This window comes from Sphaerisporangium sp. NPDC051017 (assembly GCF_040683095.1).
GTDB lineage: Bacteria > Actinomycetota > Actinomycetes > Streptosporangiales > Streptosporangiaceae > Sphaerisporangium.
In genome coordinates, this window is record NZ_JBFBCI010000006.1 from 175,023 (window position 1) to 199,945 (window position 24,923).

General features: G+C 72.6%; 27 protein-coding genes and 2 tRNA genes. 11 read left to right on the plus strand and 18 right to left on the minus strand.

What is annotated here, in order from left to right; all coding sequences use genetic code 11:
- Nucleotides 1-223: 223 nt before the first annotated feature.
- A complete protein-coding gene (locus tag AB0M95_RS08265) occupies nucleotides 224-1,762 on the plus strand; it encodes an ATP-dependent DNA ligase (protein WP_363761131.1) in 1,539 nt (512 codons plus the stop codon).
- Between the two features lie 170 nt (nucleotides 1,763-1,932).
- On the opposite strand, the gene AB0M95_RS08270 is transcribed toward AB0M95_RS08265, so the two are convergent.
- The gene (locus tag AB0M95_RS08270; protein ID WP_363761133.1) at nucleotides 1,933-2,526 is read right to left on the minus strand and encodes a DUF1707 and DUF4870 domain-containing protein; all 594 of its coding nucleotides are present in this window, start codon (nucleotides 2,524-2,526) and stop codon (nucleotides 1,933-1,935) included.
- 199 nt (nucleotides 2,527-2,725) lie between these two features.
- Between AB0M95_RS08270 and AB0M95_RS08275 the strand changes: the two genes are divergently transcribed.
- A complete protein-coding gene (locus AB0M95_RS08275) occupies nucleotides 2,726-3,070 on the plus strand; it encodes a hypothetical protein (RefSeq protein WP_114032648.1) in 345 nt (114 codons plus the stop codon).
- A gap of 125 nt (nucleotides 3,071-3,195) precedes the next feature.
- Here the strand turns inward: AB0M95_RS08275 and AB0M95_RS08280 are convergent, their stop codons facing one another.
- Complete coding sequence (locus tag AB0M95_RS08280; protein ID WP_363761135.1) at nucleotides 3,196-4,389, minus strand: DUF4192 domain-containing protein; 1,194 nt, start codon at nucleotides 4,387-4,389, stop codon at nucleotides 3,196-3,198.
- A 140-nt stretch (nucleotides 4,390-4,529) separates the two neighbouring features.
- Between AB0M95_RS08280 and AB0M95_RS08285 the strand changes: the two genes are divergently transcribed.
- A complete protein-coding gene (locus tag AB0M95_RS08285) occupies nucleotides 4,530-4,982 on the plus strand; it encodes a DUF5990 family protein (protein WP_363761137.1) in 453 nt (150 codons plus the stop codon).
- A gap of 12 nt (nucleotides 4,983-4,994) precedes the next feature.
- On the opposite strand, the gene AB0M95_RS08290 is transcribed toward AB0M95_RS08285, so the two are convergent.
- The 5 genes from AB0M95_RS08290 to AB0M95_RS08310 all read right to left on the minus strand — a co-directional run bounded on the left by AB0M95_RS08290 (nucleotide 4,995) and on the right by AB0M95_RS08310 (nucleotide 9,919).
- The gene (locus AB0M95_RS08290; protein WP_363761139.1) at nucleotides 4,995-5,795 is read right to left on the minus strand and encodes an EI24 domain-containing protein; all 801 of its coding nucleotides are present in this window, start codon (nucleotides 5,793-5,795) and stop codon (nucleotides 4,995-4,997) included.
- A 40-nt stretch (nucleotides 5,796-5,835) separates the two neighbouring features.
- Entirely contained in the window at nucleotides 5,836-6,444 is a 609-nt protein-coding gene (locus tag AB0M95_RS08295; RefSeq protein WP_363761141.1) for a nucleoside triphosphate pyrophosphatase, read from the minus strand.
- 53 nt (nucleotides 6,445-6,497) lie between these two features.
- Nucleotides 6,498-7,682 carry a hypothetical protein gene (locus AB0M95_RS08300; RefSeq protein ID WP_363761143.1) on the minus strand — a complete coding sequence of 395 codons (1,185 nt, stop codon included), beginning with the start codon at nucleotides 7,680-7,682 and terminating at the stop codon, nucleotides 6,498-6,500.
- A 142-nt stretch (nucleotides 7,683-7,824) separates the two neighbouring features.
- Nucleotides 7,825-8,532: a peptidyl-tRNA hydrolase gene (locus AB0M95_RS08305; RefSeq protein WP_363761145.1), complete on the minus strand. Its 708-nt coding sequence runs from the start codon at nucleotides 8,530-8,532 to the stop codon at nucleotides 7,825-7,827.
- A gap of 67 nt (nucleotides 8,533-8,599) precedes the next feature.
- Nucleotides 8,600-9,919, minus strand: coding sequence for an MFS transporter (locus AB0M95_RS08310; RefSeq protein ID WP_363761147.1), 1,320 nt, complete (start codon nucleotides 9,917-9,919; stop codon nucleotides 8,600-8,602).
- A 71-nt stretch (nucleotides 9,920-9,990) separates the two neighbouring features.
- Between AB0M95_RS08310 and AB0M95_RS08315 the strand changes: the two genes are divergently transcribed.
- Nucleotides 9,991-10,944, plus strand: coding sequence for a helix-turn-helix domain-containing protein (locus AB0M95_RS08315; protein WP_363761149.1), 954 nt, complete (start codon nucleotides 9,991-9,993; stop codon nucleotides 10,942-10,944).
- A 64-nt stretch (nucleotides 10,945-11,008) separates the two neighbouring features.
- Here the strand turns inward: AB0M95_RS08315 and AB0M95_RS08320 are convergent.
- Nucleotides 11,009-11,081, minus strand: a tRNA-Ala gene (locus AB0M95_RS08320).
- A gap of 184 nt (nucleotides 11,082-11,265) precedes the next feature.
- Here AB0M95_RS08320 and AB0M95_RS08325 point away from each other — a divergent pair.
- The gene (locus tag AB0M95_RS08325) at nucleotides 11,266-11,532 is read left to right on the plus strand and encodes a hypothetical protein (RefSeq protein WP_363761151.1); all 267 of its coding nucleotides are present in this window, start codon (nucleotides 11,266-11,268) and stop codon (nucleotides 11,530-11,532) included.
- A gap of 51 nt (nucleotides 11,533-11,583) precedes the next feature.
- Here AB0M95_RS08325 and AB0M95_RS08330 read toward each other — a convergent pair whose 3' ends face one another.
- Complete coding sequence (locus tag AB0M95_RS08330; protein WP_363761153.1) at nucleotides 11,584-13,092, minus strand: von Willebrand factor type A domain-containing protein; 1,509 nt, start codon at nucleotides 13,090-13,092, stop codon at nucleotides 11,584-11,586.
- A gap of 227 nt (nucleotides 13,093-13,319) precedes the next feature.
- On the opposite strand from AB0M95_RS08330, the gene AB0M95_RS08335 reads away from it, so the two are divergent.
- Nucleotides 13,320-14,717 carry a selenium-binding protein SBP56-related protein gene (locus tag AB0M95_RS08335; protein WP_363761155.1) on the plus strand — a complete coding sequence of 466 codons (1,398 nt, stop codon included), beginning with the start codon at nucleotides 13,320-13,322 and terminating at the stop codon, nucleotides 14,715-14,717.
- A 7-nt stretch (nucleotides 14,718-14,724) separates the two neighbouring features.
- Entirely contained in the window at nucleotides 14,725-15,327 is a 603-nt protein-coding gene (locus AB0M95_RS08340; RefSeq protein ID WP_363761157.1) for a hypothetical protein, read from the plus strand.
- 56 nt (nucleotides 15,328-15,383) lie between these two features.
- On the opposite strand, the gene AB0M95_RS08345 is transcribed toward AB0M95_RS08340, so the two are convergent.
- Both AB0M95_RS08345 and AB0M95_RS08350 read right to left on the minus strand, forming a co-directional pair.
- On the minus strand, nucleotides 15,384-16,172 hold the full coding sequence (locus AB0M95_RS08345) for an SDR family oxidoreductase (protein WP_363761159.1): 789 nt from the start codon (nucleotides 16,170-16,172) through the stop codon (nucleotides 15,384-15,386).
- An 86-nt stretch (nucleotides 16,173-16,258) separates the two neighbouring features.
- Nucleotides 16,259-16,912, minus strand: a complete 654-nt coding sequence (locus AB0M95_RS08350; RefSeq protein ID WP_363761161.1) for a methyltransferase domain-containing protein — start codon at nucleotides 16,910-16,912, stop codon at nucleotides 16,259-16,261.
- 294 nt (nucleotides 16,913-17,206) lie between these two features.
- On the opposite strand from AB0M95_RS08350, the gene AB0M95_RS08355 reads away from it, so the two are divergent.
- Both AB0M95_RS08355 and AB0M95_RS08360 read left to right on the plus strand, forming a co-directional pair.
- Entirely contained in the window at nucleotides 17,207-18,022 is an 816-nt protein-coding gene (locus tag AB0M95_RS08355; RefSeq protein ID WP_363761163.1) for a YndJ family protein, read from the plus strand.
- 69 nt (nucleotides 18,023-18,091) lie between these two features.
- On the plus strand, nucleotides 18,092-18,643 hold the full coding sequence (locus tag AB0M95_RS08360; protein WP_358511226.1) for a DUF1990 domain-containing protein: 552 nt from the start codon (nucleotides 18,092-18,094) through the stop codon (nucleotides 18,641-18,643).
- Here AB0M95_RS08360 and AB0M95_RS08365 read toward each other — a convergent pair.
- The 3 genes from AB0M95_RS08365 to AB0M95_RS08375 form a co-directional block, all read right to left on the minus strand.
- Nucleotides 18,601-19,431, minus strand: coding sequence for a GNAT family N-acetyltransferase (locus AB0M95_RS08365; protein WP_363761165.1), 831 nt, complete (start codon nucleotides 19,429-19,431; stop codon nucleotides 18,601-18,603). The genes AB0M95_RS08360 and AB0M95_RS08365 overlap by 43 nt on opposite strands.
- Nucleotides 19,432-19,485: 54 nt before the next feature.
- On the minus strand, nucleotides 19,486-20,049 hold the full coding sequence (locus tag AB0M95_RS08370) for a UTRA domain-containing protein (protein WP_363761167.1): 564 nt from the start codon (nucleotides 20,047-20,049) through the stop codon (nucleotides 19,486-19,488).
- Between the two features lie 72 nt (nucleotides 20,050-20,121).
- Nucleotides 20,122-20,194: transfer RNA gene (locus AB0M95_RS08375), tRNA-Ala, on the minus strand.
- A gap of 168 nt (nucleotides 20,195-20,362) precedes the next feature.
- Here AB0M95_RS08375 and AB0M95_RS08380 point away from each other — a divergent pair.
- On the plus strand, nucleotides 20,363-21,283 hold the full coding sequence (locus AB0M95_RS08380) for an alpha/beta fold hydrolase (protein ID WP_363761169.1): 921 nt from the start codon (nucleotides 20,363-20,365) through the stop codon (nucleotides 21,281-21,283).
- Between the two features lie 123 nt (nucleotides 21,284-21,406).
- On the opposite strand, the gene AB0M95_RS08385 is transcribed toward AB0M95_RS08380, so the two are convergent.
- The 3 genes from AB0M95_RS08385 to AB0M95_RS08395 all read right to left on the minus strand — a co-directional run bounded on the left by AB0M95_RS08385 (nucleotide 21,407) and on the right by AB0M95_RS08395 (nucleotide 23,164).
- On the minus strand, nucleotides 21,407-21,796 hold the full coding sequence (locus AB0M95_RS08385) for a hypothetical protein (protein ID WP_358511238.1): 390 nt from the start codon (nucleotides 21,794-21,796) through the stop codon (nucleotides 21,407-21,409).
- Nucleotides 21,793-22,158, minus strand: a complete 366-nt coding sequence (locus tag AB0M95_RS08390) for a hypothetical protein (RefSeq protein ID WP_358511241.1) — start codon at nucleotides 22,156-22,158, stop codon at nucleotides 21,793-21,795. The genes AB0M95_RS08385 and AB0M95_RS08390 overlap by 4 nt, the downstream gene beginning before the upstream one ends.
- A gap of 136 nt (nucleotides 22,159-22,294) precedes the next feature.
- Complete coding sequence (locus AB0M95_RS08395; protein ID WP_363761171.1) at nucleotides 22,295-23,164, minus strand: hypothetical protein; 870 nt, start codon at nucleotides 23,162-23,164, stop codon at nucleotides 22,295-22,297.
- Nucleotides 23,165-23,522: 358 nt separating this feature from the next.
- On the opposite strand from AB0M95_RS08395, the gene AB0M95_RS08400 reads away from it, so the two are divergent.
- The gene (locus tag AB0M95_RS08400) at nucleotides 23,523-24,272 is read left to right on the plus strand and encodes a GntR family transcriptional regulator (RefSeq protein ID WP_363761173.1); all 750 of its coding nucleotides are present in this window, start codon (nucleotides 23,523-23,525) and stop codon (nucleotides 24,270-24,272) included.
- Nucleotides 24,273-24,480: 208 nt separating this feature from the next.
- Here AB0M95_RS08400 and AB0M95_RS08405 read toward each other — a convergent pair whose 3' ends face one another.
- Nucleotides 24,481-24,900 (minus strand): D-arabinono-1,4-lactone oxidase, encoded by a 420-nt coding sequence (locus AB0M95_RS08405; RefSeq protein ID WP_363761175.1) that lies wholly within the window; start codon nucleotides 24,898-24,900, stop codon nucleotides 24,481-24,483.
- Nucleotides 24,901-24,923: the final 23 nt, after the last annotated feature.

Genomic DNA, 24,923 nt, shown 5'->3' on the forward strand with positions numbered 1-24,923 from the left:
CAGGCGCACGGCGAACCCGCACCGGCTTCCCCGACGAAGCCGCACATGGGCCTGCCAGGAAACGTTCGCCGAACGCCACCCCATTCGATCGACCGGCATTGAGGACCGACACGCCAGTCCCGAGGCGTGTGAGAGCGGCCGCGTGCTTGTTCTTGACGGTTTAGGGGCCCTGTATGAGCGATATGGGCACCTGCGACGCCATCCGTCGCCCTGAACTGGCACGATGAGGACTGTGCTGCTCATCGACCTCGCGCGCACCTCGTCCGCCGTCGCGGCGGATCCGGCACGCCTCGCCAAGATCCGACACCTCGCCGAATTGCTCGGCAGGGTCGAACCGGCCGAGGCCGAGATCGCCGTGGCCTACCTCTCCGGCGAGCTCCCCCAGCGCCAGATCGGCGTCGGTTGGCGCAGCCTGCAGGATCTTCCCGAGCCGCGCCAGATCGCCAGCGCGTCCCTGACCGAGGTCGACGACCTGCTCAGCCGGATCAAGGCACAGACCGGGCCGGGGTCCCAGGCCGCCAGGAAGGAACTGCTGGATCGGCTGTTCCGCTCGGCCACCACCCAGGAACAGTCCTTCCTGCTGCGCCTGCTGGGCGGCGAGATGCGCCAGGGCGCGCTCAACGGCGTGATGATCGAAGCGGTGGCCAAGGCCGCGGGAACGCCGTCGGCCGAGGTCCGGCGCGCGCTCACGCTGCGCGGCTGGCTCCCCGCGGTCGGCGCCGCCGCGCTCACGGGCGGCGTCGAAGCCCTGAGGGCATTCCATCTGGAGGTCGGCCGCCCCGTCTCACCGATGCTGGCGCAGAGCGCGCCGAACGTGGCCGCCGCCCTGGCGAAGCTCGGAGGAGGCCCGGCCGCGCTGGAATGGAAGCTCGACGGCGTGCGCGTGCAGGCCCACCGCTCCGGCAGCGAGGTGAAGGTGTTCACCCGCACCCTGGACGACATCACCGCGCAGGTCCCCGAGCTGGTCGAGGCCGTGCTCACGCTCCCGGTCGGCGACATCGTCCTGGACGGCGAGGTGATCGCCCTGCGTCCCGACGGCCGCCCCGAGCCGTTCCAGGTGACGGCGAGCCGGGTGGCCAGCAAGTCCGACACCGAGCGGCTGCGCGACACCACCCCACTGAGCGTGTTCTTCTTCGACGCGCTGCGCGTGGGCGGAAAGGACCTTCTCGACCTTCCCGACAGCGACCGCCACGAGGCTCTGGCCGGCGCCGTCCCTGCCGAGTTGCTCACACCGCGCCTGGTGACCGCCGATCCCGAGGAGGGCATGCAGTTCTTCGCCGAGGTCCTGCGGCAGGGGCACGAGGGCCTCGTGGTGAAGTCGCCCTCTACCCCCTACGCGGCCGGTCGCCGTGGCGCGGGGTGGATCAAGGTCAAGCCCCGCCACACCCTCGACCTCGTCGTGCTGGCCGCCGAATGGGGGCACGGCCGGCGGCAGGGCAAGTTGTCCAACCTGCACCTCGGCGCACGCGATCCCGAGACGGGCGGTTTCGTCATGCTCGGCAAGACGTTCAAGGGGCTGACCGACGAGCTCCTCGCCTGGCAGACCGAGCGGTTCCTGGATCTGGCCGAGGGGCCGAGCGACGAGTGGGTGGTTCGGCTGCGCCCCGAGATGGTGGTCGAGGTCGCCTTCGACGGCGTACAGCGCTCGCCGCGCTACCCCGGCGGCATGGCTCTGCGGTTCGCCCGCGTCCTGCGCTACCGCCCCGACAAACGCCCCACCGACGCCGACACCGTCGACTCAGTCCGCCAACTCCTCCTCTAACCTCTCCCTCTAACTCCCCACCCCCACCCCACCCACCCGGCTTGAAGCCCGCGCCCGCCGACCCGTGCGGGCCAGGGATCGCCCGTGGCCCTGGTCCGCGTGAGTGGGCGGGGGCGGGGGCGGGGGTGGCCGAGGCGCGGTGGCACGGGCGGCCAGGAGGCGGGGGTGGGTTACTTGATGAGGCGGAAGGTGAGCGGGTAGGCGAAGCCGCCGTCGCCCAGGGCGGCGGCGCCTCCGACCAGGCCCAGGACGAACGCCACGATCCACATGATCGGGACCAGCACGATGCCGATGACCGTGAGCGGCAGCAGGATCGTGGCACCGAGCACTGTCAGGTGGAAGTTGAGCGACTCGATCGCGTGCCGCCTGATGTACGGCGAGTGCCGCCCCCCGGTGAGCAGGAGGATCAGCGGGCCGACGAAGGAGAGCCCGCAGATCGGAAGAATATGGGCGGCGGCGGCGCCGAGCCGCTCGCGGCCCGTCGGCATGGCGGCGTACCCGTGCCCCGGCCACGACGACGGCTGTCCAGGCCAGGCCGACGGCATGGGCGGGGGCGGCGCGGGCCGTCCCGCGTTCAGGTCCCGGACGATCGGCGCGAGGTCGGCGTGGACGCGCGCCGTCATCGCCAGGTGCAGGCGCTCGTCGAGTTCGTCCTTGCTGAGGCGGCCTTCGGCGTAGGCCGTGGTCACCTGTTCGACCACCGTGTCGCGGTCGTGGTCGGTCACCCGGAGCTGCGGGTGACTCGCGTCGTGAGGCTGGGACATCGGCCGCCAACCTCCGGGAGCGGGTGTCGCTGGTGGTGTCACTGCCCCTGCCATGAGAGCCCCGTGTCTTCCGTCGGATCGGGTGGTCTTTCTCATCTTTGGGGCCGCGCGAACGCGCGTCCATCCGGAACATCCCCGACCCGACCCCGATGTGGCCCGGAGCCCCCCATTGGAGGGCCGCTCCAGGTATACAAGGGATATGAGATGGCGTGATCGCTATGGAATTCGTCGGCTCCGGGGCCGCAAGATCGCAAAGTTCGACCGTGAGGCCAATGACGCCGACATCGAGGCGCTCATCGCTTTCGCGAAGTCCCGGCGAGGGGTGGAGTTCTACGTCGAGCCGGAAACGTTCGCGACCGACACGACCGCGGTCGCCGTGGCGCATGACGGCGAATGGACCCGGCGCAGAGTGGGTTCTCCCGCGGTCATCATCAAGGTGGCGAGAAACCTCGCCCTTCCGGTCTACGACGTTAACCTCACGGGCTATCCCGGCAGAATGAGGGCTTACAACGAGCGTCGCAGGAATAGCACCGCGCAGGACTGACGGGCCCCTTTCCCGAGCACGCCCTCTGAGCGCGAGCCCTCCTTGAGCCCTCTGATACGTCTTCACGTGCCCTCTCGCGGTGCCCTCCCACCGGTTCCCCCGCGCGGCCTCCACTCGATCTCCTGTCAGCACGTGCACCCCCTGCCCTTCACCGCTCGTGGTGGTGCTCCGGCACCGCCCATGGCGCGCTCGTTGATCGCCGGCACAGGCGGCCGGTCCGGCGCCGCCCCGGACGGGGAGCCCTCGGAGCGGAGTTCTTCGTCGAGCAGGCGCAGCATCGGACGCAGCCAGTCCATGTGGGGTGGCCCCATGCTCGCGTCGAGTTCCTCCGGGCTCGGCATGCGGTCACGCAGGACCTCGGGGCCGACGAGCTGCCGCAGGCCCTGCGCGAGCAGCCCGGCCATCGAGTAGGACGGATCGGCCGCGAGGGCGCGCTCGACCGCGATGCCCGCCAGCGCGCAGTCGCCGCGCCGCCAGGCGGCGGCTCCCAGCAGGGACGCGACCGGCGCCACGAAGCGCGTTCCCAGCCTGCGGGTGAGGTCGGCCCAGAGGGCGACGTGGACGTCCTGCGTCGCGTCGCCCATCAACGTCCACGCCTCGTCGCGCACCCGGACGATCGCGAGGTCGAAGCCGAGCCGCGCGGCTTCCAGGTCGTCCGGCGGCCCGTGGCCGGGAAACCCGTCGAGGCACCGGCGCACGCGTTCGAGCGCCTCGCCGACGAACGCGCGCGGCATCTGCGCGGGATCGCGGGTGCCGAGCAGCCGGGACCGTATGTCGGCGGCGGCCGACCGGGTCGCCTCGGACATCGCCGCGCGGGCGGCTCCCAGGACGGGCGCGACCGCGCGCTCCAGGCTCTCGCGGCCGGGCAGCGCGACCAGCCCGCCCATGGTGGCCTGCGCCGCGACCGGCCCGGCCACCGGGTCGTACGCCCTGCCCTCGGGCGGGCAGCACGCCACCTGCGTGCAGACGTACGACCAGTAGCGGCGCTCGTGCGCGCGGAGGGCCTCGATGACCTCGATGCCGGCGCCGGCGAGCAGCCGCAGCGCCTCGTCCATGGCGGGGGTGACAAGAGCGCCCTCGCCGAACCCGGCCAGGATCGTGTGGGTGACCTGTTCACGGCGGAGCAGCGGCACGAGCCGGTCGAGCGTGCCGGGCGCCGCCGGGAGGTCCCACCGGGTGGTGAGACGCAGCTTGCCCCGGACGCCCCGGCCGGCGAAGGCGATGACGACGAGGCTGTCGGCGGGATGGAAGCCGAGCAGGTAGGGAACGGCGCCCAGGATGTCGTCGGGAGTGGTGAGGAGGATCGGTGTCGGCGTCATGGCGGACACTTTCACCTGCGGGCGTCCGCGCCATCGAGCCGAGCCGCGTTCTGTGGACAACCGGCTGAACGGCGTTCGGAACGACCACCGACGGCGGGCCGCACGAACGGGGACGAATCACCAGGGGGGAAGATGGGCCCATGCTGATGCGGATCCACGCCACCGATCTCCCCGGCCGCGACTGCCCTGGTGGCGGCGGCTTTCCGGGCTACGGCAACGTGCACGTCGGCGTGCAGGGCCGCGTCCGCCGGGAGGAGATCCTGGGCCTTCATCCCGGCGACGCGCCGGAGGCCCTGTGGACACTCGAGTGCGAGGCGCGGCACATACCGGTCGGGGTCGACATACGGGGCCCGTATGTCCATGGCCGTCCCGGAGGCCGGTTCTTCTACCTCGCCTGGGGCACGGTGGACGGGAGCGGCGGCTTCGCGATGTTCAGGCGCGCCAAGCTGATGTTCGACGGCATCGCCCCCGAGATCGCCGAGGCCGCCCTGCGTTCCGGCGCCCTGCACGCGCGGCTCGGGCTCAGCGACGCCAAGGGCCACCCCCTGTGCGCCGCCGTGCGCCCTCCGGCCGTCACATGGTCCGCGGGCTGAGCCGGAAAGGGCTCAGGCGTGCGCCCGCCCCTCCACCGGCAGTTGCGGGGCGAGGCGTTCCCTGACCATGATCGTGGCCCCGGCGACGGCGGCGGGCATGGCGACGACCGCGCCGAGCGGCACCAGGAAGACGAGGAACAGCAGCACGCCGAATCCGAGCGCCGGAGCCTTGTCTGCGCGCAGCACGGCGAAGCGCTGCCTGCGCGCGAGCCCCCGGCGCTCCATGGCGAGGGCGGTCAGCTCGACGGTGAGGAAGAATCCCGACACGGCGGCGCCCAGCACCGGCACCACCGTCTGCCCGATCACCGGCACGAAGCCCAGGAAGAACAGCGGGATCGTGAACATCAGCACGTACCCGAGGGTGACCACGCTGTCGCGCAGCGACCGCAGCACCGACCGCCACAGCGGCAGCTCCGCGACCACCTCGACCCCGCCGAGGTCCTCCTCCACCCGCTCGGACAGCTTCTCGTAGAACGGGTCGCCGATGGCCAGCGTGGCGGCCGTGAACGTGACGACCGACAGGACGAGCCCGAGCGCGAACACGACGAGACCGAGCAGCGCGCGCAGGGTCTCGCGCAGCCCGGTGTTCCACCCGTCGGCGAACGGCGTGGCCCAGGCGGCGAGGTCCCCCGCGTAGGTGCCGAGCAGAACGAGGGCGACGATATAGAGGACCAGCGCGAGGAGCGCCGGGATGAGCCCGAAGAGCCACTGGCCGGGGTTGCGTGCGACCCAGCCGAGACCTTGGAAGACGTATTTGACGCCGTCGGCGAAGCCGCCCACGCCGCTGCGGATGGGCCGGCCCATGCTGTTCATGCCCGGCAGGCTAACGCCTTCCGCCCGGTTCGTCGCATGATCAGGAGAGAGATCCCTGTTTCCACAGGGCCGTCACCGTGACCCCGAGCTCGGCGAGCAGGCGGCGGACCAGCGGCAACGAGATGCCGAGCACGTTCCCGTGGTCGCCGGCGATGCCCTCGACGAACCAGCCGCCGGGGCCGTCCAGCGTGAAGGCGCCCGCCACGCGCAGTGGCTCGCCGCTCGCGACGTAGGCGGCGATCTCCTCGTCGGTCGGCGTGCCGAAGCGCACCACCGTCGAGCCCACCTCGGACGCCTGGGCGCCGCGCGCGACGTCGATCACGCAGTGGCCGGTGAGGAGCGTGCCCGTGCGGCCGCGCATCGAGCGCCAGCGCGCGACGGCGTCCTCGGGCGAGCCCGGCTTGCCGTACGCGCGGCCGTCGAGCTCCAGGACCGAGTCGCAGGCGATGACCAGCCCGTCCGTGAGACGCTCCGCGACTGCGGACGCCTTGGCGCGGGCAAGGGCGAGGCACAGCGCGGCGGGAGAGTCGTACGAGGCGGACATCGCCTCCTCGTCGACGTTGCTGACGATCACTTTGGGATCGAGGCCGGCGCTGCGCAGCAGCGCGAGCCGCGCGGGGGACGCGGAGGCGAGGACGATCTCGGTCATGTCTTCCGAGCCTAGGGCACTCCGGCGGCGGTGCGCGCCGCCGGAGCGGCCGGTCAGAGGATGCGCAGGCTGGACACGACGGTGTTGATGTCCGCCCACCGCTTCTTCTGCGCGTCGGGGATCGAGACGAACACCAGCGCGGGCTTGGAACCGGGCACGTCGACCAGCGCGACGGCGGCGGTGGAGACGTGCTTCTTCCCGCCCACCTTGTACTGCACCCGGTAGCCGAGCAGCCAGCCGTCCCGCTTGCCCGCCTTGATCGGCTGGGACGCCGTCCACGAGACCGTGGACCCGGCGGGGTGGTAGTTGAGGGTCCACCGGGCGGCCAGGAACGCGGTGTCCTTGAGCGTGTCCTGGACTGCGATCGGCACCGGGCAGGAGGCCAGCAGTGCCCGGTGCCCGGCGCCCTTCGCGTGTGCGAGCGTCCGGCGCGTGGCGAACGGGGACGACTTGGCCAGCTTCCACCCCTTGGTGAAGCGGGCGAAGGTGATGCCGGAGCGCTTGTCCTTCACGCGTCCCTTCACGGGCGCGCCGCGTCCGGGGAAGTCGGCGAGCTTGCGGTTGGAGGGCAGCGCGGGCAGGCGGGGGTCGGCCTTGGCGGCGGCGAGGGGGCTCCTCATGCCGGGGGTGGCCGTGGGCACGGGCGTGGCGCCGTCTCCGGTGACCGACGCCGCTCCCGAGGCCGACGCCGAAACGGACGGCGCCGGGGACGGCCCGGCCGAGGACGAGGCGGAAACGGACGCGGAAGCGGATACGGGCACAGGTGCCGACACCGACGCCGACACGGAGGGCTGGGCCGGGGCCACGGCGCCCGTGACCCCCGCCGAGGCGGAGAGGGACGGCGCCGCCGAGGGGATCGGCGTCCCCGGGGACGAGGACAGCACGGACGGCGCGGACGACGCCCCGGTCGCGGTACCCGGATCGGCCGGCGTGCCCACAGGGCCGGCCGGTGCGGCCGCGGTCGGCGTCCCCTTTCCGAAGGTCCCGGTCACGAACAGCACGACGGCCGCGACGGCGACCACGATCGCGGCGACGCCCGCCGCGATGGTGCGGTAGATGACGCGCATCGGCAGATCGCCGAGCCGCGAGAGCAGGGACCGCTTGGCGGGCGGGGCCTTGGAGGCCGCCGGTGCCGGAGGGTCCTCGATCGTGATCTTCGGGATGGGCGCGGTTTCCGCGTCCGCCGTCACGTACGTTGGGACGGCCTTGCCGTAGCTCCCACCTAGCCCATTTGGCACGATCGGAGCGTACGGCATATACAGACCGCTCGTTCGACGTCCCGATCACACTTCGGGAACGAGTGCCCATTCGCGAGGGCTTTGCATGCCCTCTGACCTTCGCTTTCACCCTCCGGTCAATGACGGCGGGCGACCACCGCGACTACGCCGTGGGGCTGCGCAGCGGACCCCATCCGGCCGGGCGGTGCCCCCCGGCGCGCAGCCACGGCGCGTCGGCGACGACCGTACGCGAGCCCGGCTCGATCTCGGTGTAACCCGCGTCGCGGACGACGGGCAGCCCGCTGCCGGCCAGTGCCGACCAGCGCCGCGGCCCCGCCGTGCGCACGGCGACCGGCAGGCCGTCCGCGCGCCACGCCTCGCGGGCGGGCTCGTCGGTGCCCCACCAGGCGAGCTGGGCCGCGTGCCCGGCCTGGGCCATGGCCTTGCCCGCCGACATCTCCAGGGAGGGGTTCATCCACAGCACCGCCGCGCCGGGCTCGGGAGGGTTCGGGGGCGCGGTGTCGGTCAGGTCTGTGCCCGAGACCTGGAGCCGCGACAGGTCCTTCGGCCAGCCGTCCAGCGGGACGGGCGGGTGCACGCGGACCTCGGCCGTGCGCACGGTAACGGTGATGCCGGGCAGGTCCAGCACCCGGCGCCACTCGCCGCCCCTGGCCCGGCGGACGACCTTCCTGATGCCGATGGTCTCCCAGGCGCTCACCGATTCCGCCCACTCGCCGCTCAGGGCCCGCTCGTCGTTGAGCAGGGTGAGCACGGCCAGCGCGGCGGCCTCCAGGGCGTCGGTTCGCTCCGGCGGGGCGGCGCGCTCGATTCGCACGACGAGGGGGAGGACTCTCTGGTCCGGCGCGTTCACGCCATCAAGGATCTCAGGTCCCGCACGCCGCCGTCCGGCCCGTCCGCCCCTAGGACGCGGGCGCCCGTCACGCTCCCCCGGCGTCGACGGTGACCGGGCGGGCGGGCGTCCGTTCCAGTGGCGGCGAGGTGGCGGCGCCGCGCCCGACCAGCACCGACATGATCGCCGCGAAGGCGCAGAGGATCCCGGCGCCGTACCAGGCGGCGTCGTAGTGCCCGAGGTGGTCGCGGGTCACCCCGGCGGCGACGGCCGCGACGGCGGCGCCGACCTGGTGGGAGGCGAACACCCAGCCGAACGCCACCGCGCCGACCGGCCCATAGATCTTGCGGCACAGCGCGACGGTCGGCGGCACGGTGGCCACCCAGTCCAGCCCGTAGAAGATGATGAAGATCAGCATGCTGGGCTGCGTCGTGGCCGCGAACAGGGAGGGCAGGATCAGCAGGGACGCGCCGCGCAGCGCGTAGTAGGCGCCGAGCAGGATCCGCGGGTCGACCCGGTCGCTCAGCCAGCCCGAGAACACCGTCCCGGCGATGTCGAAGATCCCGATGAGGGCGAGCAGGCCCGCGGCGGTGGTCTCCTGCATGCCGTGGTCGTGGGCGGCGGGGATGAAGTGGGTGCCGACCAGGCCGTTGGTACTGGCGCCGCAGATGGCGAAGCCGCCCGCGAGGTACCAGAACGACCGGGTGCGCGCCGAGGACCTGAGCACCGTCAGCGCCCGCAGCGCCGCGCCCCCGCCCGGAGCGGTGACGCGCACGGCGCCCGGCTCGGCGCCGAGCGCGGTCAGCCCGACGTCCTCGGGGCGGTCGCGCAGCAGGAACCACACCAGCGGGACGACGGCCAGCGCCGCCCCCGACACGATGAGCGCGGCCGTGCGCCAGCCCGGTCCCTCGGCGAGCCAGGCGAGCACCGGCAGGAAGACGAGCTGCCCGGTGGCCCCTGCGGCGGTGAGCACGCCGGTGACCACGCCCCGGTGCCGGACGAACCACCGGTCGGTGACCGTGGCGACGAAGACGAGCGCCATGGAACCGGTGCCGAGGCCGACGAGCACGCCCCAGCAGGCGACGAGCTGCCAGCTCGCGGTCATGAACACCGTCAGGCCGCTGCCGAGGGCGACGAGCGCGAGCGCCGACGCCACGACGCGGCGCATGCCGAGCCGGTCCATCAAGGCGGCCGCGAAGGGCGCGGTCAGCCCGTACAGGGTGAGGTTGACCGAGACGGCTAGCGAGATCGTCCCGCGTGTCCAGCCGAACTCGTCTTCCAGCGGGGTGATGAGCACCCCGGGCGTCGCGCGGAATCCGGCGGCGCCCACGATCGCGACGAAGGCGACTCCCGCCACGAGCCAGGCCCGGTGGAGGCGTCTTCGCTTCGCGTCCATCGTCAACGTCATGTGGACAATCCTGGATTTCCGCCCGCGGCCAGACGAGTGGCTTGAAAGCCAATATGTGCAAGAATCCGGCCATGGCTCACCGCATCGTGGTCGTCGCGCTCGACGACTTCGCCACCCTGGACCTCGGCATCCCGGGCCAGGTCTTCCGCGTCGCCGAACAGGACGGCCGGAAACTGTACGAGGTGGTCACCTGCACCCCGGGTGGACGCCCCGTCCGCGGCCCGGCCGGCTTCAGCGTGGTCCCCGACCACGATCTGTCGGTCCTCGACACGGCGGACACGGTCCTGGTGCCCGGCATCCACAGCGGTCCGCCGTTCAGCGACGGCACGATCGACCCCGAGCTGGGCGAGGCGCTGCGCCGGGCCGCCACGAAGTCACGGATGATGTCGATCTGCACGGGCGCGTTCGTGCTGGCCGCGGCAGGCCTGCTGGACGGCCGGCCCGCCACGACCCACTGGAGGAACACCGCCCAGTTCCGGACGCTGTTCCCGAAGGTCCGGCTCGACCAGGAGGTGCTGTTCGTCGACGACGGCGACGTGCTGACCTCGGCGGGCGTCGCGGCCGGCATCGACCTGTGCCTGCACGTCATCCGCCGCGACCACGGGAGCGAGGTCGCCAACCGGACGGCCAGGCGCTGCGTGACGCCGCCCTGGCGCGAGGGAGGCCAGGCCCAGTTCATCGAGCGCCCGCTGCCCGACCCGGGCGGGACGACCACGGCGCCGACCCGGGGGTGGATGCTGGAACGCCTCGCCGAGCCGCTCGGCCTCGCGGCGCAGGCCGCGCACGCCCGCATGAGCGTGCGCACCTACACGCGCCGGTTCCGGGAGGAGACGGGCCTCAGCCCGGCGCGGTGGCTGACCTTGCAGCGCGTGGACCGCGCGCGCCGCCTGCTGGAGACCACGACCCTGCCGGTGGACCAGGTGGCCGCCCAGGCGGGCTTCGGCACCGCGGTCTCGCTGCGCCAGCACCTGCACGCCACCGTCGGCGTCTCCCCGCTGGCCTACCGCCACACCTTCAAGAGCTGACAACGTCCCCGGCCCGGGAAACGCGGAAGGCGGCGAGCACGCCCGCCGCCTTCCGAACCGCTTGTGGAGCTATGGGGATTCGAACCCCAGACCTCCTCCATGCCATGGAGGCGCGCTACCAGCTGCGCCACAGCCCCTTGATCGCGCTTCGGGCGATATGATCGCCCGGCGCCTCGCCAGTGTATCGGACAACGGCGGGCGGGCCGAACCCGTTAGGGGGGCACGGAGGCCGAGCGACTCCGGCCGCGGCGGGCGGTCGCGCACGTGGAGCCGTTCGACTACGGCCAGTGGTCGTTCCGCTCCGAAAAGTAGGGGCGTTTGTTGATTTCCCGTTATGAACAACGTCACCAGCAGTACGCCCTGTGGGACGCGCTGGACACCGACGGCGACCAGAAGCTCAGCATGCGCGAGTACCTGCACCTGTGGTCGGCCTACGACGTGGGGACGGCGGAGGCGCGGGAGGCGTTCATCCTGCTCGACACCGACGGCCATCTCGGCAAGGACGAGTTCGCGCAGGCGATGTACGGCTACTACTTCAGCGAGGACCCCGCGAAGGCGGCGATCCCGATCCTCGGGCGGTCGTCGTGACAGGGGGACGGCGCCCGCCGCAGGCGCCGTCCCGTCCCGGCCGCGTCTCGCTCACCGCAGTGAGCCCGCCGTGCGGATCAGCTCCGCCAGCTCGGTCACCATCGGGTCCTCCGTCACCGCCGCGAGCCGCGAGGCGTGCCCGGCGAGCGTGCCGAGGTCCTCGTCGAACAGGCCGCCGTCCACGCGCCTGAGCCGGTCGGCGAACGCCGCCACGACCGCGTCGACCTGAAGCCTCGGCGACGACCCCTCCCACAACGACCCGGCCAGCTCCGCGACGTCCACCGCGCGGCTCACCTCGGCGGGCTGGCGGGTGTCGGGGTCCTGCCAGCGCACCGTCGCCACGGCGATCTGGCCCGAGGTCCCGGGGCGCAGCCGCACCTCGTACAGCGCGGTGACGGCGTGCCCGGGGCCGACCTCGCCGCCGTCCTTGGAGTCGTCGCGGAAGTCGTCCTGGGCCAGCGTCCGGTTCTCGTACCCCAGCAGCCGGTAGGACACGACGGTGGCCGGGTTGAACGCGACCTGCGCCTTGGCGTCGCGCGCCCGCAGCTCCAGCGCGGACGGCAGCCGGTCGACGAACACTTTGCGCGCGTCCTCGCGCGAGCTGACGTAGACCGCGGCGCCGTCCCCGTTGTCGGCGAGCTGCTCCATCAGGGCGTCGCCGTACTCGCGGCCGACGCCGACGCACAGCAGGGTGACCTGGCGCCCGGCGTACTCCTCGACCCGGTCCAGGATGCCCTTCCAGCTCGTGTCGCCCTGGTTGGCCAGCCCGTCGGAGAGCAGGATGACGCGGTTGGTGGCCACCGAGCGGAACGCGTGGGCCGCCTCCTGGTAGCCGGTGACGAGCCCGGACTCCAGGTTGGTGGAGCCTTCGGGCTCGAGCGTGTCGATGGCCTCGTGCAGCCTGCCGCGCTCGGCGACGGAGGTCATCGGGATGCGCAGCCGCGCCTCGTCGCTGAAGGACACGATCGACACCGCGTCGCTCGGGCCGAGCTGGTCGACGAGCGTGTGCAGGGCGTCGCGGACCAGATCGAGGCGGCCGGGGTCGGCCATCGAGCCGGACACGTCCACGACGAAGGTGAGGCTGGCGGGCCGCCTGGACGCCGCCTCGGCGGTCCGGGTCTGCAGCCCGACCCTGAGCAGCGCCGCGTCACCCGCGCCCTTGGCCCCGTCGATGTGGACGGCGAAGCCGTCGCCGGGCGGCTCCGTGTAGCCCTGGCCGAAGGCGTTGACGAACTCCTCCGGCCGCACCTGGCCGGGGTCGGGCAGGTGTCCCTCCTTGAGCACGGTGCGCGCGTAGCCGTACGACGCGGTGTCGACGTCCAGGGCGAAGGTGGACAGCTCGCCGGCGGGCCGCTCGGCCGGGCGGGTCGCCGAGGCGCTCGTCTCCGGCACGGCGGGGGCCGTGCCGGTCGGGGCGCGCGTCTCCGGGGGCCGGGGTAACGAGGTCCGGGCCGGCTGTGAGGCCTCTGTGGGCGCACTGGCCTGATCGCCTCCCCCGCCGCACGCGGACACGAGAACGGCGAGGACCACCAGGGCGAAGATGAGGAAACGTGACTTCATGACAGCCTCCCTCGGTTATCACCCCGTACGACGACCGCCCGGCGACGCGGCGCCGGAGCCGTCATTCAAGCGAGGGCGAACCGTTCCCGGGCCGTGACCCCCGATCTCCCGGCGACACGGGACTTTCCGGACGTACCACCAGCAAAGCCGCGGGCCCACTGGACAAGTCCAGGTTTCCCTACAAGATTGATGGGTTATCTGCCCGGTCCGACTCCGAAGGCGGTCACGTGCTCACCAAACCCGATCCCACGTTCTATCCCTCCGCCCGGGAGGCCATGCGGGCCCCACGCGAGGGGCTGGCGTACGTCGCGCTCCTCGACACCAAAGGGGAGGGCGGGCCCGACGGGCTCGCGACGATCGACCTGGACCCGGAGTCGCCGGGGTACGGCACCGTCGTCGGCGTCCACGACGTGCCCGTGCCCGGGGACGAACTCCACCACTTCGGATGGAACGTGTGCAGCGCGGCCCTGTGCCCGTACGCCCCGCACCCGCACGTCGAGCGGCGCTACCTCGTCGTCCCCGGTCTGCGCTCCTCACGTGTCTACATCTTCGACGTCAAGGACGACCCCGCCCGTCCCAAGCTGGTCAAGACGATCGAACCCGAGACGATCTTCGAGCGCACCGGCTACAGCCGCCCCCACACCGTGCACTGCGGCACCGACGCGATCTACGTCAGCGCGCTCGGCGACGTGAACGGCGACGCGCCCGGCGGGGTCTTCATGCTCGACCACGACACCTTCGAACCGCTCGGGCAGTGGGAGGCCGACCGGGGGCCGCAGCGCCTCCACTACGACTTCTGGTGGCATCTCGGGCACGACACGATGATCAGTAGCGAGTGGGGCACGCCCAACATGATCGAGGCGGGTCCCGACCTCGGCCTGCTGACCGGCCGGAAGTACGGCCACAAGCTCCACGTCTGGGACCTGCGCAAACGCACCCACCTGCAGGAGATCGACCTCGGCGACCAGCACCAGATGGCGCTGGAGCTGCGTCCCGCCCACGACCCGACCAAGACCTACGGCTTCGTCAACACCGTGATCAGCGTCGAGGACCTGTCGGCGAACATCTTCACCTGGTACCTCGAGGGCGGCGCCTGGAAGGCGAAGAAGACCATCACGATCCCCGCCGAGCCCGCCGACCCGGCGCTGCTCCCCGAGCCGCTCAAGCAGTTCGGCGCCGTGCCCCCGCTGGTCAGCGACATCTCCCTCACGCTGGACGACCGCATCCTGCTCGTCTCGGCCTGGGGCACCGGCGAGCTGCTCGCCTTCGACGTGTCCGACCCGCTCGCCCCGCGGCGGACCGGCTCGGTGCGCGTCGGCGGCATCGCCCGGCGCGACGCCCACCCCGGCACGCCGGGCACGGCCAGGAACGGCGGGCCGCAGATGGTCGAGGTGAGCCGGGACGGCAGGCGCGCGTACTTCACCAACTCGCTCTACCGCACCTGGGACGAGGCGTTCTACCCCGACGGCATCGCGGGGTGGATGGCCAAGGCGGACATCGCCGAGGACGGCTCGCTCTCCCTGGACCCGGGCTTCCTCGTCGACTTCGCCGAGGACGGCCGCCGGCCCCACCAGGTCAGGCTGCAGGGCGGCGACTCCTCCTCCGACTCCTTCTGCTACCCCTGACCGGCGCATGGATCTCACGCAGGTGATGGTCCTGGCCGGGTTCGGCGCCTTCCACGGCATGAACCCGGCCATGGGCTGGCTGTTCGCGGTGGCGCTCGGCCTCCAGGAGCGCTCGCGCCGCGCCGTGCTGAGGGCGCTGCCGCCCATCGTGCTCGGGCACGCGGGCTCGGTGCTGGTCACGCTGGCGCTGGTCGCCGCCGTACGGACCGCCGCGCCGCCGAAGCCGGTCTCCTACGCCGTGGCCGCGCTGGTGTGCGGGTTCGGCGTGTGGAAGCTGCTGCGCCGGCGCCATCCCCGCTGGGTCGGCATGCGCGTGACCGGATGGCAGCTCGCGGGGTGGTCCTTCCTGATGGCGACCGCGCACGGCGCGGGGCTGATGCTGCTGCCGGTCACGCTGACGGGCCACGAGCAGGCCGCGCTCGCGCTGAGCCGGCAGACCCTGGCCTTCGCGGCCGTGCACACCCTGGCGATGCTGGCGGTCACGGCCACGCTCGCCGTGGTGGTGTACGAGAAGCTGGGTGTCTCGGTGCTGCGCCGCGCGTGGTTCAACCTCGACCTGGCCTGGGCGGTGGCGCTGATCGGCGCCGGCGTCTTCGCCGCCCTGACCTGACCGCCCCTGGCCTGTCCCGCTGACCTCGCCGCCCTGCTCGGCCCTGGACGACGGGCTCAGCCCTCCAGCGAGGCGACGAACCGGGACATGCCCGCGAGCCAGCGGTCGGGGTCGGCGTACTTGCGGCGGACGTACTCGGCGACCTCCGGGTGGGGCAGGATGTAGAAGCGCTCGGCGTCCAGGCCGTCGATCACCGCCTGGGCCACCTGCGCGGGGGTGAGGATCTCGCCGGAGGCGACCACCCCGCGGTAAACGAGGGTGTCCTCCGCGCCCTCCCCGAGCAGGCCGGTGCGCACGCCCTGCGGGGCGAGCACGCTCACGCCGATGCCCTTGGCCCGGTAGTGGATCCCCACCCACTCGGCGAAGGCGATCGCGGCCGACTTCGTCACGGCGTACGGCGCGTCGCCGGGACAGCTGATCAGCCCGGCGGCCGAACAGGTGTTGAGCAGGTAGCCGCCGCCCCGCTCGGCCATCCCCGGCACCACGGCCTGCGCGGCGTACACGTGGGCGAGGAGGTTGACGTCGATGGTCCTGGTCCAGTCCAGGTCGCCGGCGTCGAGGCCGTGGCCGGTGATGACGCCCGCGTTGGAGCAGAACAGGCCGACGGGCCCGAACGCCTCCTCGGCCGCGCGGACCAGCGCCTGTACCTCCGCCTCGACGGAGACGTCGGCGCGCACGGCGAGCGCGCGGTCGCCGATCTCGCCCGCCACGGCGGCGGTGCCCGCCTCGTCCAGGTCGGCGACGACCAGCCCGGCGGCGCCCTCCTCGGCGAACCGCAGGGCCATGGCCCGGCCGATGCCCCCGGCGGCGCCGGTCACGACGACGACCCGGTCTCGTACCCGCATAGGCGTTCTCCGTCTCGAACCGACCAGTCGGTATCCTCGGACGGTAGGCGTCCGCGGCGTCACCCGTCAAACATGCCGAGTGCGGGTCAGAACGTGTTCCTGCGGCAGTTCAGGAAGAGCTGCATCTCGAACGGGTCGGTGTCGATGGCCGGCACGTACGCCAGGTCCATCTGCTCGCGGACGGAGAAGCCCGCCTCCTGGACGACGGCCCGCAGCGCGGCCCGGCCGTAGCCGGTCATGCGCATCGAGGTGCCGAGGACGCGGACCGGCGCGTCGTCCATGTCCATCTCGACCATGCCGAGGCCGAGCCAGCCTCCCGGCACGAGGAGCTCGTGCAGCCGCAGCAGGGACGCCATGATCTCCTCGCGGCGGAGCATGGACAGCGAGAAGTACGCGGCCACCGCGTCGAACCGGCCGAGCGTCTCGTCCACTTCCATGACGTCCAGCAGGTGGAGCTCGGCATCCGGAACGTTCTTGGCGGCGATCGAGAGCATGACGGGCGAAATGTCGATGCCGGTGACCTCGCAGCCGGCCTCGATGAACTGCCGCGCCGTCGGAACGCCCGTGCCGCAGCCGACGTCGAGCACCCGCGCGCCCGGCCGGAGCTTGCGCAGGATCCACTCCGCCGACGCGATCTGACCGCCCTTGTAGGGAAACGCCTCGTCGTACCGATCACCGATCCGGTCGAACGCCTCGGCCTGCGCCGCCCGATGCGCCGGACGCGAGCGTCCCAGAGTCATTTCGTCCACCCAACGCCGAATGAATATCTGACTCCCCATTAAATAGGGGGATACCACTTGGAAAGTCAAGGCAGGTCAGGATTGCGAGTTAACAGTATAGGTGGAGATATAGCGATCTTGCACTATTCATCCAGAATTGTCCGCTTTTCAGGGTGGCCGTTACCCACCAAACGGGACAAGCGGTACAACTCAGGGCAACATCGACCCTCGTCGGCGACCCCGGATTTCCCCCGCGCTTGACCACCTGATAACCTGCCGCCAAAAGCTGTTTGAACACGTTCAACCGGAGGCGGCATGGTCCCCCTGGTCAATGTGGTCATCATCGCGGGAATGCTGGTCGTGGTGCCCGCCGGGCTCCAGCTCATCGGCGCCCCGCGCGCGGTCCGCGCCGTCTGGCTGGCGGGGGCCGTGCCGGGCGCCGTCTCGCTCTGGCTCCCCCGCGGGCCGGTCGCGGTCACGCTCGCCGTCCTGTACGCCCTTGCCACGGCCGCGCCCGCCCTCCACGCGGCCGCACGGCTCGCCCGGCGCCGGTCCCTCGCCCCGCGCGAGGTGGCCATCCTGACCGCGCTCGTGACTCCGGCCGTCGCGGGCGTGTCCCTGGTCTGGGAGCGGGCGGGTCACCCGCTGCTCGGGTTCAAGCCCGCCATCCTGGCCCTGACCGTGGCCCACTTCCACTACGCCGGGTTCGCCGCCGCCCTGGTGGCCGGCCTGGTGTGCCGGGCCACCGGCGACGGGGTCGCCGCCAGGGCCGCCGCGCTCGCCGTCCCGGGCGGCACCCTGCTTGTCCTGGCCGGTTACTTCGCCGGCGACTGGGCAGAGTTGGCGGGAGCGGTCGTGCTGACGGCGGGCATGTGGCTCGTCGGCCTGCTGACCTGGACGGACGTCCGGCGCCGGGCCCCCGACCCGCTGACCCGGGCTCTGCTCACCGTCTCCGCCGCGGTGCTCGCCGCGACGATGACGCTGGCGCTGAGCTGGGCCCTGGGCGAGGCCACCGGCCTCCCCCACCCGTCGGTGGAGTGGATGGCCGCCACTCACGGAGTGTGCAACGCCGCCGGGTTCGCCCTCTGCGGGCTGGCCGCCTGGCGCAGGCTGCGGCCCCGGCCGCTGTGACAAGAGCCGCTGTGACGAGAACCGCTGTGACCAGACCGCTACGAGACCCGCCACGAGACGAGGAGCGTCATGGACCCCGAGCGCTACCTGAACGCGGAACCCAACTACCCCGAGGTCGGGGCGACCCGCACGGGCGACCTGCCGCCGGGATACCACCACGTGCGGCACCACCACGCCCTGGGCGACGGCGCCGGGTTCACCCGCGCCGCCGACGCCCTGCTGACCTGGCGCATGCACGCCGCGCTCGGCCTGTCCCCCCGGGCCACCGCGCCGCGGGCCGCGCCGGGCGTGGTGGTCGTGAACCACCTCGGCGTCGGCCCGATCGGCCTGCGCGCCCCCTGCCGGGTGATCTGGGCCATCGACGAGGACCGCCGCGCCGGCTTCGGCTACGGCACGCTGCCCGGCCACCCGGAGAAGGGCGAGGAGGCGTTCCTGCTCGAAGTGGGCGACGACGGGGCGCTGACGCTGACGGTCACCGCCTTCGTCAGGCCCGGCCGCTGGTACACCCGCCTCGGGTGGCCGCTGACCGTCCTCGCCGTGGAGTTCTTCTGCGGGCGCTACGCCGCCGTCCTGCGCCGCTACGCCCGCTCGTCGCCGCGCGCGAAGAAGATGGAGGCGTAGTCGCTGATGGGGCGGTAGCCGAGGGCCTGGTAGATGGCGTTCGACGTCGGGTTGGCCAGGTCGGTGAACAGCAGCACCAGCCGCGCCCCGGCCTCCTGCGCCGCGCGGGTGGCGGCGTGGGTGACCGCCGAGCCGTACCCGCGCCCGCGCAGCCCGGGCGGGGTGTACACCGGCCCGATGCGCGACATGCCGCTGATCGGCCGCGAGAACCCGGCCATCGCGACGGGCCGCCCGCCGTCCTCCCACAGCATGATCTCGCCCTGGCCGACGCGGTGTCTCATCTGCGGCAGCGGGTCGTCGCCGGAGCTGTGCGGCTCGGCCTCGGCGACGAAGGCGCGCATCCAGGCGGCGACCGGCTCGACGTCGGCCTCGCCGGCCGGGCGTGGGGCGCCGGTGGACGACGCCGGGCTCAGCGATTCGAGCCGGTACAGACGCTGCCGCTCGCGGGCGACCTCCGTCAGGCCGCTCAGCTCGGCGAACGCCTCGCTCTGCGCGCGGGGCCCGGACACGGCCGAGATCTCGCGCCCGCGCACGGCGTCGGCCAGCGCCGGAACCGAGTCGAGGGGGATGTCGGCGAGCAGCAGCGGGTAGGGCGGGGTGTGCAGGACGGCCCCGCGCACCTCGCCGCCGGCGGTCAGCCAGCCGAGCGTGGCGCCGTCGGTCCGCAGCCCGGCGCGCATGCGGCCGAGGACGGTCAAAGGGACGGTGTTGCGCGCGGGATCGCCGCGCAGCCACTGCTCGACGCGCTCGGGAAGGCCGTCGACGTGCCCGGTGAAACTCCACAGCATGCGGGACAGTGTGCCAAGATCCGCCCACGCGGGCGAACGGATTTCACGTGGGCGCTAGAACTCGTCGGCCCCGGTGACCTGGGTGATCGTGAAGACGTGCCGGGAGGCCGCGCAGATCGTCTCCAGGGCGTGGATCGGCGTGCCGGCGGTGTCGAAGCTCGTCCGGACGATCTGGACGACCCACTCGCCCGGGGCGAGGTCCAGCGTCCCGGCCTCGTCCCCGGCGGGCGGACGGGCGACCAGTTCCTCCTCGGCGTGGCCGAAGCGGTGGCCGAGCGCCTCGATGCCGGCCTGCAGGCTCGGCCGGACGAAGCCGGGCTCGCACAGCGGCGTGCCGTCGAAGACGTCCAGGCGGAAGAAGCTGGTGGCGACGCGCACGGGGACCTCGCCGGCGAGCAGCAGCTTGCGCCGGGCCAGCACGTCCGTGCCCGGCGCGACGCGCAGGGCGGCGGCGACGCGGTCGCCGGCGGGCTCGGGGCCGACGTACAGCATGCGGCGGCTCGCGCGGACGCCCTGCCGCTCGGCCTCGGCCATGAACAGGGACGCGGACGCGCGCACCGCGGGCTCGGTGGGCAGGGAACGGCGGACGAGCACGCGCGGGGCCCCGATCTGCTCCACCTGCCGCCCGTGCCTTCCCTGTAAACGGCGATACCGCCCTGGAGGGGGCGGTATCGGCTTTGTTCGCGAGGGTGGAGCTATGGGGATTCGAACCCCAGACCTCCTCCATGCCATGGAGGCGCGCTACCAGCTGCGCCATAGCCCCTTGCGATGCGCCTTTAGTCTATCGGAACCTGACCACCGCATGGGCCCGGACAAAGCCCGGCCTCCTCGCCGGGATGGCCTGCATCGGCCACGCCGCGAAAGAGCGCTTCCCGAACCGAGGGGGAGGTCGAGAATAGGGTGTCATGGAAAGTAACCGGGGGTGCGCATAGTGTCACGTCAGACGCCGCATTTCACGCCGGATTCGGCGTCGCTGCAGGTCTCACCGTCCGGCACGCGGCTGACGCACGAGTTCGGGCAGGTCGGCGACATCCGCATGCACTGGGTCACCGCCGGGGAGGGCGAGCCGGTGGTGCTGCTGCACGGCTGGCCGCAGACCTGGTACGAGTGGCGGCACCTGATCCCCGTGCTGGCGGGCACCTATCGGGTCATCGCCCCGGACCTGCGCGGCTGGGGCGAGACCGAGCGGCCCGCGGGCGGGTTCGACGTCCCCACCGCCGCCGCGGACATCGGCGCGCTGCTGGACCTGCTCGGCGCCGGCCCCGCGTACGTCGTCGGGCACGACTGGGGGGCGCCGGTCGGCTACCACCTCGCCGCGTCCGGCCGTGACCGGGTGCGCGCCTTCGTGGCGCTGGAGGCGAGCATTCCCGGCGCCGGGGGCGAGAGCATGCTGAACTTCTCGCGCGCCTGGAACCCGCTGTGGTTCTTCCCGTTCCTGGCCACGCCGGGGCTGCCCGAGCGGCTCATCGGCGGGCGGGCGGAGGTGTTCTTCACCTGGATCCTGGAGCAGATGGCCCGGTCGACGCCGGGCGCGCTGACCGCCGAGGACATCGCGGTCTACGTCAGGGCCTACGGCGACGACGACGCCGTACGGGCGAGCTGCGCCTACTACGTCAACACGTGGGCGAGCGCCGAGCGGATCCGCGAGGCCGCGCGGACCCCGCTCACCATCCCGGTGCTGGCGGTCTCCGGCGAGCGATCCCTCGGCCGGAACATGACCGACTTCGTCCGGCGGCTCGCGCCGGATGCCGAGGGGGTCGTCCTGCCCGGGTGCGGCCACCTGATCCCCGAGGAGCGTCCCCGGGAGCTCGCCGAGCTGGTCACCGCGTTCCTGGCCAAGGCCACCGGGTGAGCGGTCACGCCCGCCCACCCGGATCCGGCCATGACCGAGTGCTCGATGGTGCTCATCAGGCTCCCTCCCCAGCTGTGGCCTTGCTGTGGCTACGGAGGCCTGCCCTGCCCCTCATCGCCACACCTAATCGGACCTTCGCCTCCGGAGGAGCCAGAAAAGGCCCACAAGCGGCAGTACCAGCGGGATGAATCCGTACCCGCTGCCGTAACCCGACCAGACGGTGGCGCGTGGGAAGGCGGCCGAGTCCGCCAGGCTCAGCGTGCCGACGACGAGCACCCCGGCCAGCTCGATCGCGCACGCCGCCAGCGCCGTCCGCCGGGCGCCGCGGGCGAGGGCGACCGTGAGCAGGATGTACACGGCGGCGGCGAACGCCGACAGCCCGTACGCCAGCGGGGCCTCACCGAAGCGGGTGGCGATCTGCACGGCCGCGCGCGCCCCGGCGGCGAGCGCGAAGACGGCGTACACGGCGACCAGCAGGCGTCCCGGCCCGGTGTTGACGGGCGCGCCGGTCACGGGGTGGTCCCCTGCCAGATCTGCAGCAGCCGCCCGACCATGACCGGGATGGCGAAGCAGGCGACGGCGGCCACCGCCGGGCCCCAGCGGGTGCGCTCGCCGAGCGCCCAGAACGCCGCGACCGGCGGGATGACGATGGTGCCCGCCAGGTAGCCGATGAACGTCGCCGTCTCGGGCGGGCTCTGGCCGCCGATCACCTTGGCGACGCCGATGCCCGCCTGCGCGAGCAGCCCGAGCTCCAGCAGGGCGAGCCCGGCGAGCAGCACGACCCCCATCGCCCGGTTCCTGATGGCGACGATCACGCACGCCAGCGCCAGCAGCAGCGAGCCGATGATCAGCGCGGTGGCCAGGCCGCCGATCATGGAGCGGCCGGGAGGGTCGAGGCCGCGGGCGCAGGGATCTTCGGGAGCATGGCAGGTAGGGTATCGGCCGCCCGCCCCGGTCTCCCGCGCGAGGAGCCCCCTCCTCGACACGTCGCCGGGAGGGGGCCGCCATGGGCTAGGAGCAGGACACCAGCACGATCGACACCACCGTGCACCGCACCGTGGCGGAGTCGTTGGCGCTCACCGGGTCCGCCGGGGCGGAGGCGGTGCGGGTGGCGGTGAAGGTGTAGGGCACGCCGATGGTGAGCAGCCCCACGGGGACGGAGAACGTCCTGGTCACCGAGGCGCCCGGAGCCACCTCCCCCGTCGTGCAGGTGACGGCGCCCGAACCGGTGGCGCAGTCGCCGGACGAGGCGCCGAAGCCGGGAGGCAGCGGCGTCGTGACGGTCGCGCCGCGCACCGCGCCCGGCCCGTTGCCGGTGACACGCAGCCTGAACTCGATCTTCGGGACGAGCAGCGCCAGCTTGGGAGTCGCGGTGAGGGCCACGGCGGCGTCCGCCTCGGAGACGATCGTGAGCACCGGACCGGGGACGATCTCCGTGGCGTAGTTCGACCCGCGCAGCTCGCCCTGGAGGGTCTGCGCGCCCGGGTCTGCGCCCTGGGCGGTCGCCAGTGTGAACGCGACGGTGGCCGAGGCGCCGCCGGACAGGGCGCCGACGGGCGCCTGGAATCCGATCGGCGTGCCGCCGCCGTCCGTGACGGTGGTGCAGGCGCCGGCCGCCCCCGCGCACCCGGTGAGCGTGGCGTACGAGGGGAGCGCCGCGGGCGCGCTGTACACGCGGGCGGTGGCGTTGAGGACGGTGAAGGAGTGGATATTGGTGACCGTCACGGTGACCGTCACCGCGTCGCCCGCGTTGACCTGCGAGGACGATAACGACACCGCCACCTCGGGCGGGTCGGCGGATGCGGGGGCGGCCAGGACCGGGGACATGAGGGTCGCGACGGCCAGCGCCACGACGGCGAGGGAGTGCCGGAGGGATCTCATCGCAGCCTTTCGATCTGTGTGAACGAACCCTCCGACTATGGCCGCTCATATCCCGCATCAGTGTCATATCGCGGTTAATTGGTCACGATTGGTAGTGACCACATGTGGACACCATTCGCCGGTAACGGGGAGCGGCTCCAGTTCATCCCGCGCGGGGCCGCCGCCTGACCACCGCGCCGGCAGCAGCGCGTAGCCGGGGGGACCCTGCCGACCCCGGTGTGACTTGACGCACACCCCCGGTGTGACCCGGCTCACCCGGGCGATCGTTCCAGACTGTATGCTGTAGGCAGTTGACCAAAAACTTCAAGGCGGCCGCGCGGCTCGCGGCCCACACAAAATCCCCACTGGAGTTGAACAAATGCCGCGGTCGGATCTGGCGGGGAAGGCAGCCACACCCAGGATCGCGCGTCCCGTACCGCTCCGCGAGAGCGTCTTCGAGGCGCTCCTCGAGCTGATCATCAACGGAAGCCTCCACCCCGGCCAGCACCTCGCCGAGAGCGAGCTGGCCGAGATGCTCGGCGTCTCGCGCCAGCCCATCCGCGAGGCGCTCCAGCTGCTCAGCGGCGAAGGCTGGGTGGACCTGCACCCCGGGCACGGCGCCTTCGTGCACGCGCCCACCGCCGAGGAGGCCGACCAGCTCCTCGCCGTCCGTTCCCTCCTGGAGACCGAGGCCGCCACGCTCGCGGCCCGCAACCGCACCGACGAGGGCGTGGCCCGGCTGCGCGCCCTGTGCGCGCGTGGCCTGGCCGCCATCGAGGCCGACGAGATCGACAACGCCGTCGCGATCAATTCCGAGCTGCACGCGACCGTCATGGAGCTGTCCGGCAACACCGTGCTCGCCGAACTGGCCGCCCAGGTCTCGCGCAGGGTGCGCTGGTACCACACCCCGGTGGCCCGCCAGCGCGGCCGCGCCTCCTGGGAGGAGCACACCGCGCTGATCGACGCCATCGCCGCCGGCGACGCCGACCGCGCCGGCGAGATCATGAAGGACCACACCGAGCAGACACGTCGCCTCTACCTGAGCCAGCTCGGCGAGGAGGAGCCGCCGCAGCCCCTGCCGAACAACCGCCGCAGGAAGAGGCGGGCCCCCGCGCCTTTCGGCGGCTGAGGACCGGCCCGGGGCGGGGTTGTGACGTGGAAGTCACTCACCGACCGCTCCGGCGAAACAAACCGGGACGACCTTATGGGGGAAGGTACACGGCCCCGGGGGTGGGGCACGTATGGCGGTGCGCCGACCGCCGGGGACAGGGAGCCTCCCCGGCCGGCAGGTGCGCCGCCGGTCCTTCATCCGAGTGCGACCGGGGCGCCACGGGCTGTTACTCGCTCAGCACGTACTCGTCCACGAACTCGTTGGCGAACTTGCCGGCCGGGTCCAGGTCCCGGGCCGGCTTCCGGAAGTCCGGCAGGCGCTCGTACCGCGTGCGCAGCGTCCCGGCCGGGATGGTGAACAGCTTCCCCCAGTGCGGCCGGGGCCCCAGCTCGGTGTACCGGACGCTCCCGGTGACCCTGACCCCCGCGCCGTCCCCGTCGATCTCGATGCCCACCGGCAATCCGTCCAAGGAGACCAGCACCCCGGGCGTGTCGGCGATGCGAGTGAACGAGTGCCCACTGCCCAGGACCCGGACCTTGCCGCTGCGCGCCACCAGCGCGCGCAGCTCGTCGAGAGACGACGGCCGCTCGACACGCTCCGCCCGGAAAACGACGTTTCCCGCCCAGTTGGTGATTTGTGATGACAAGGCACGCCTTTTCCCATGGTGAG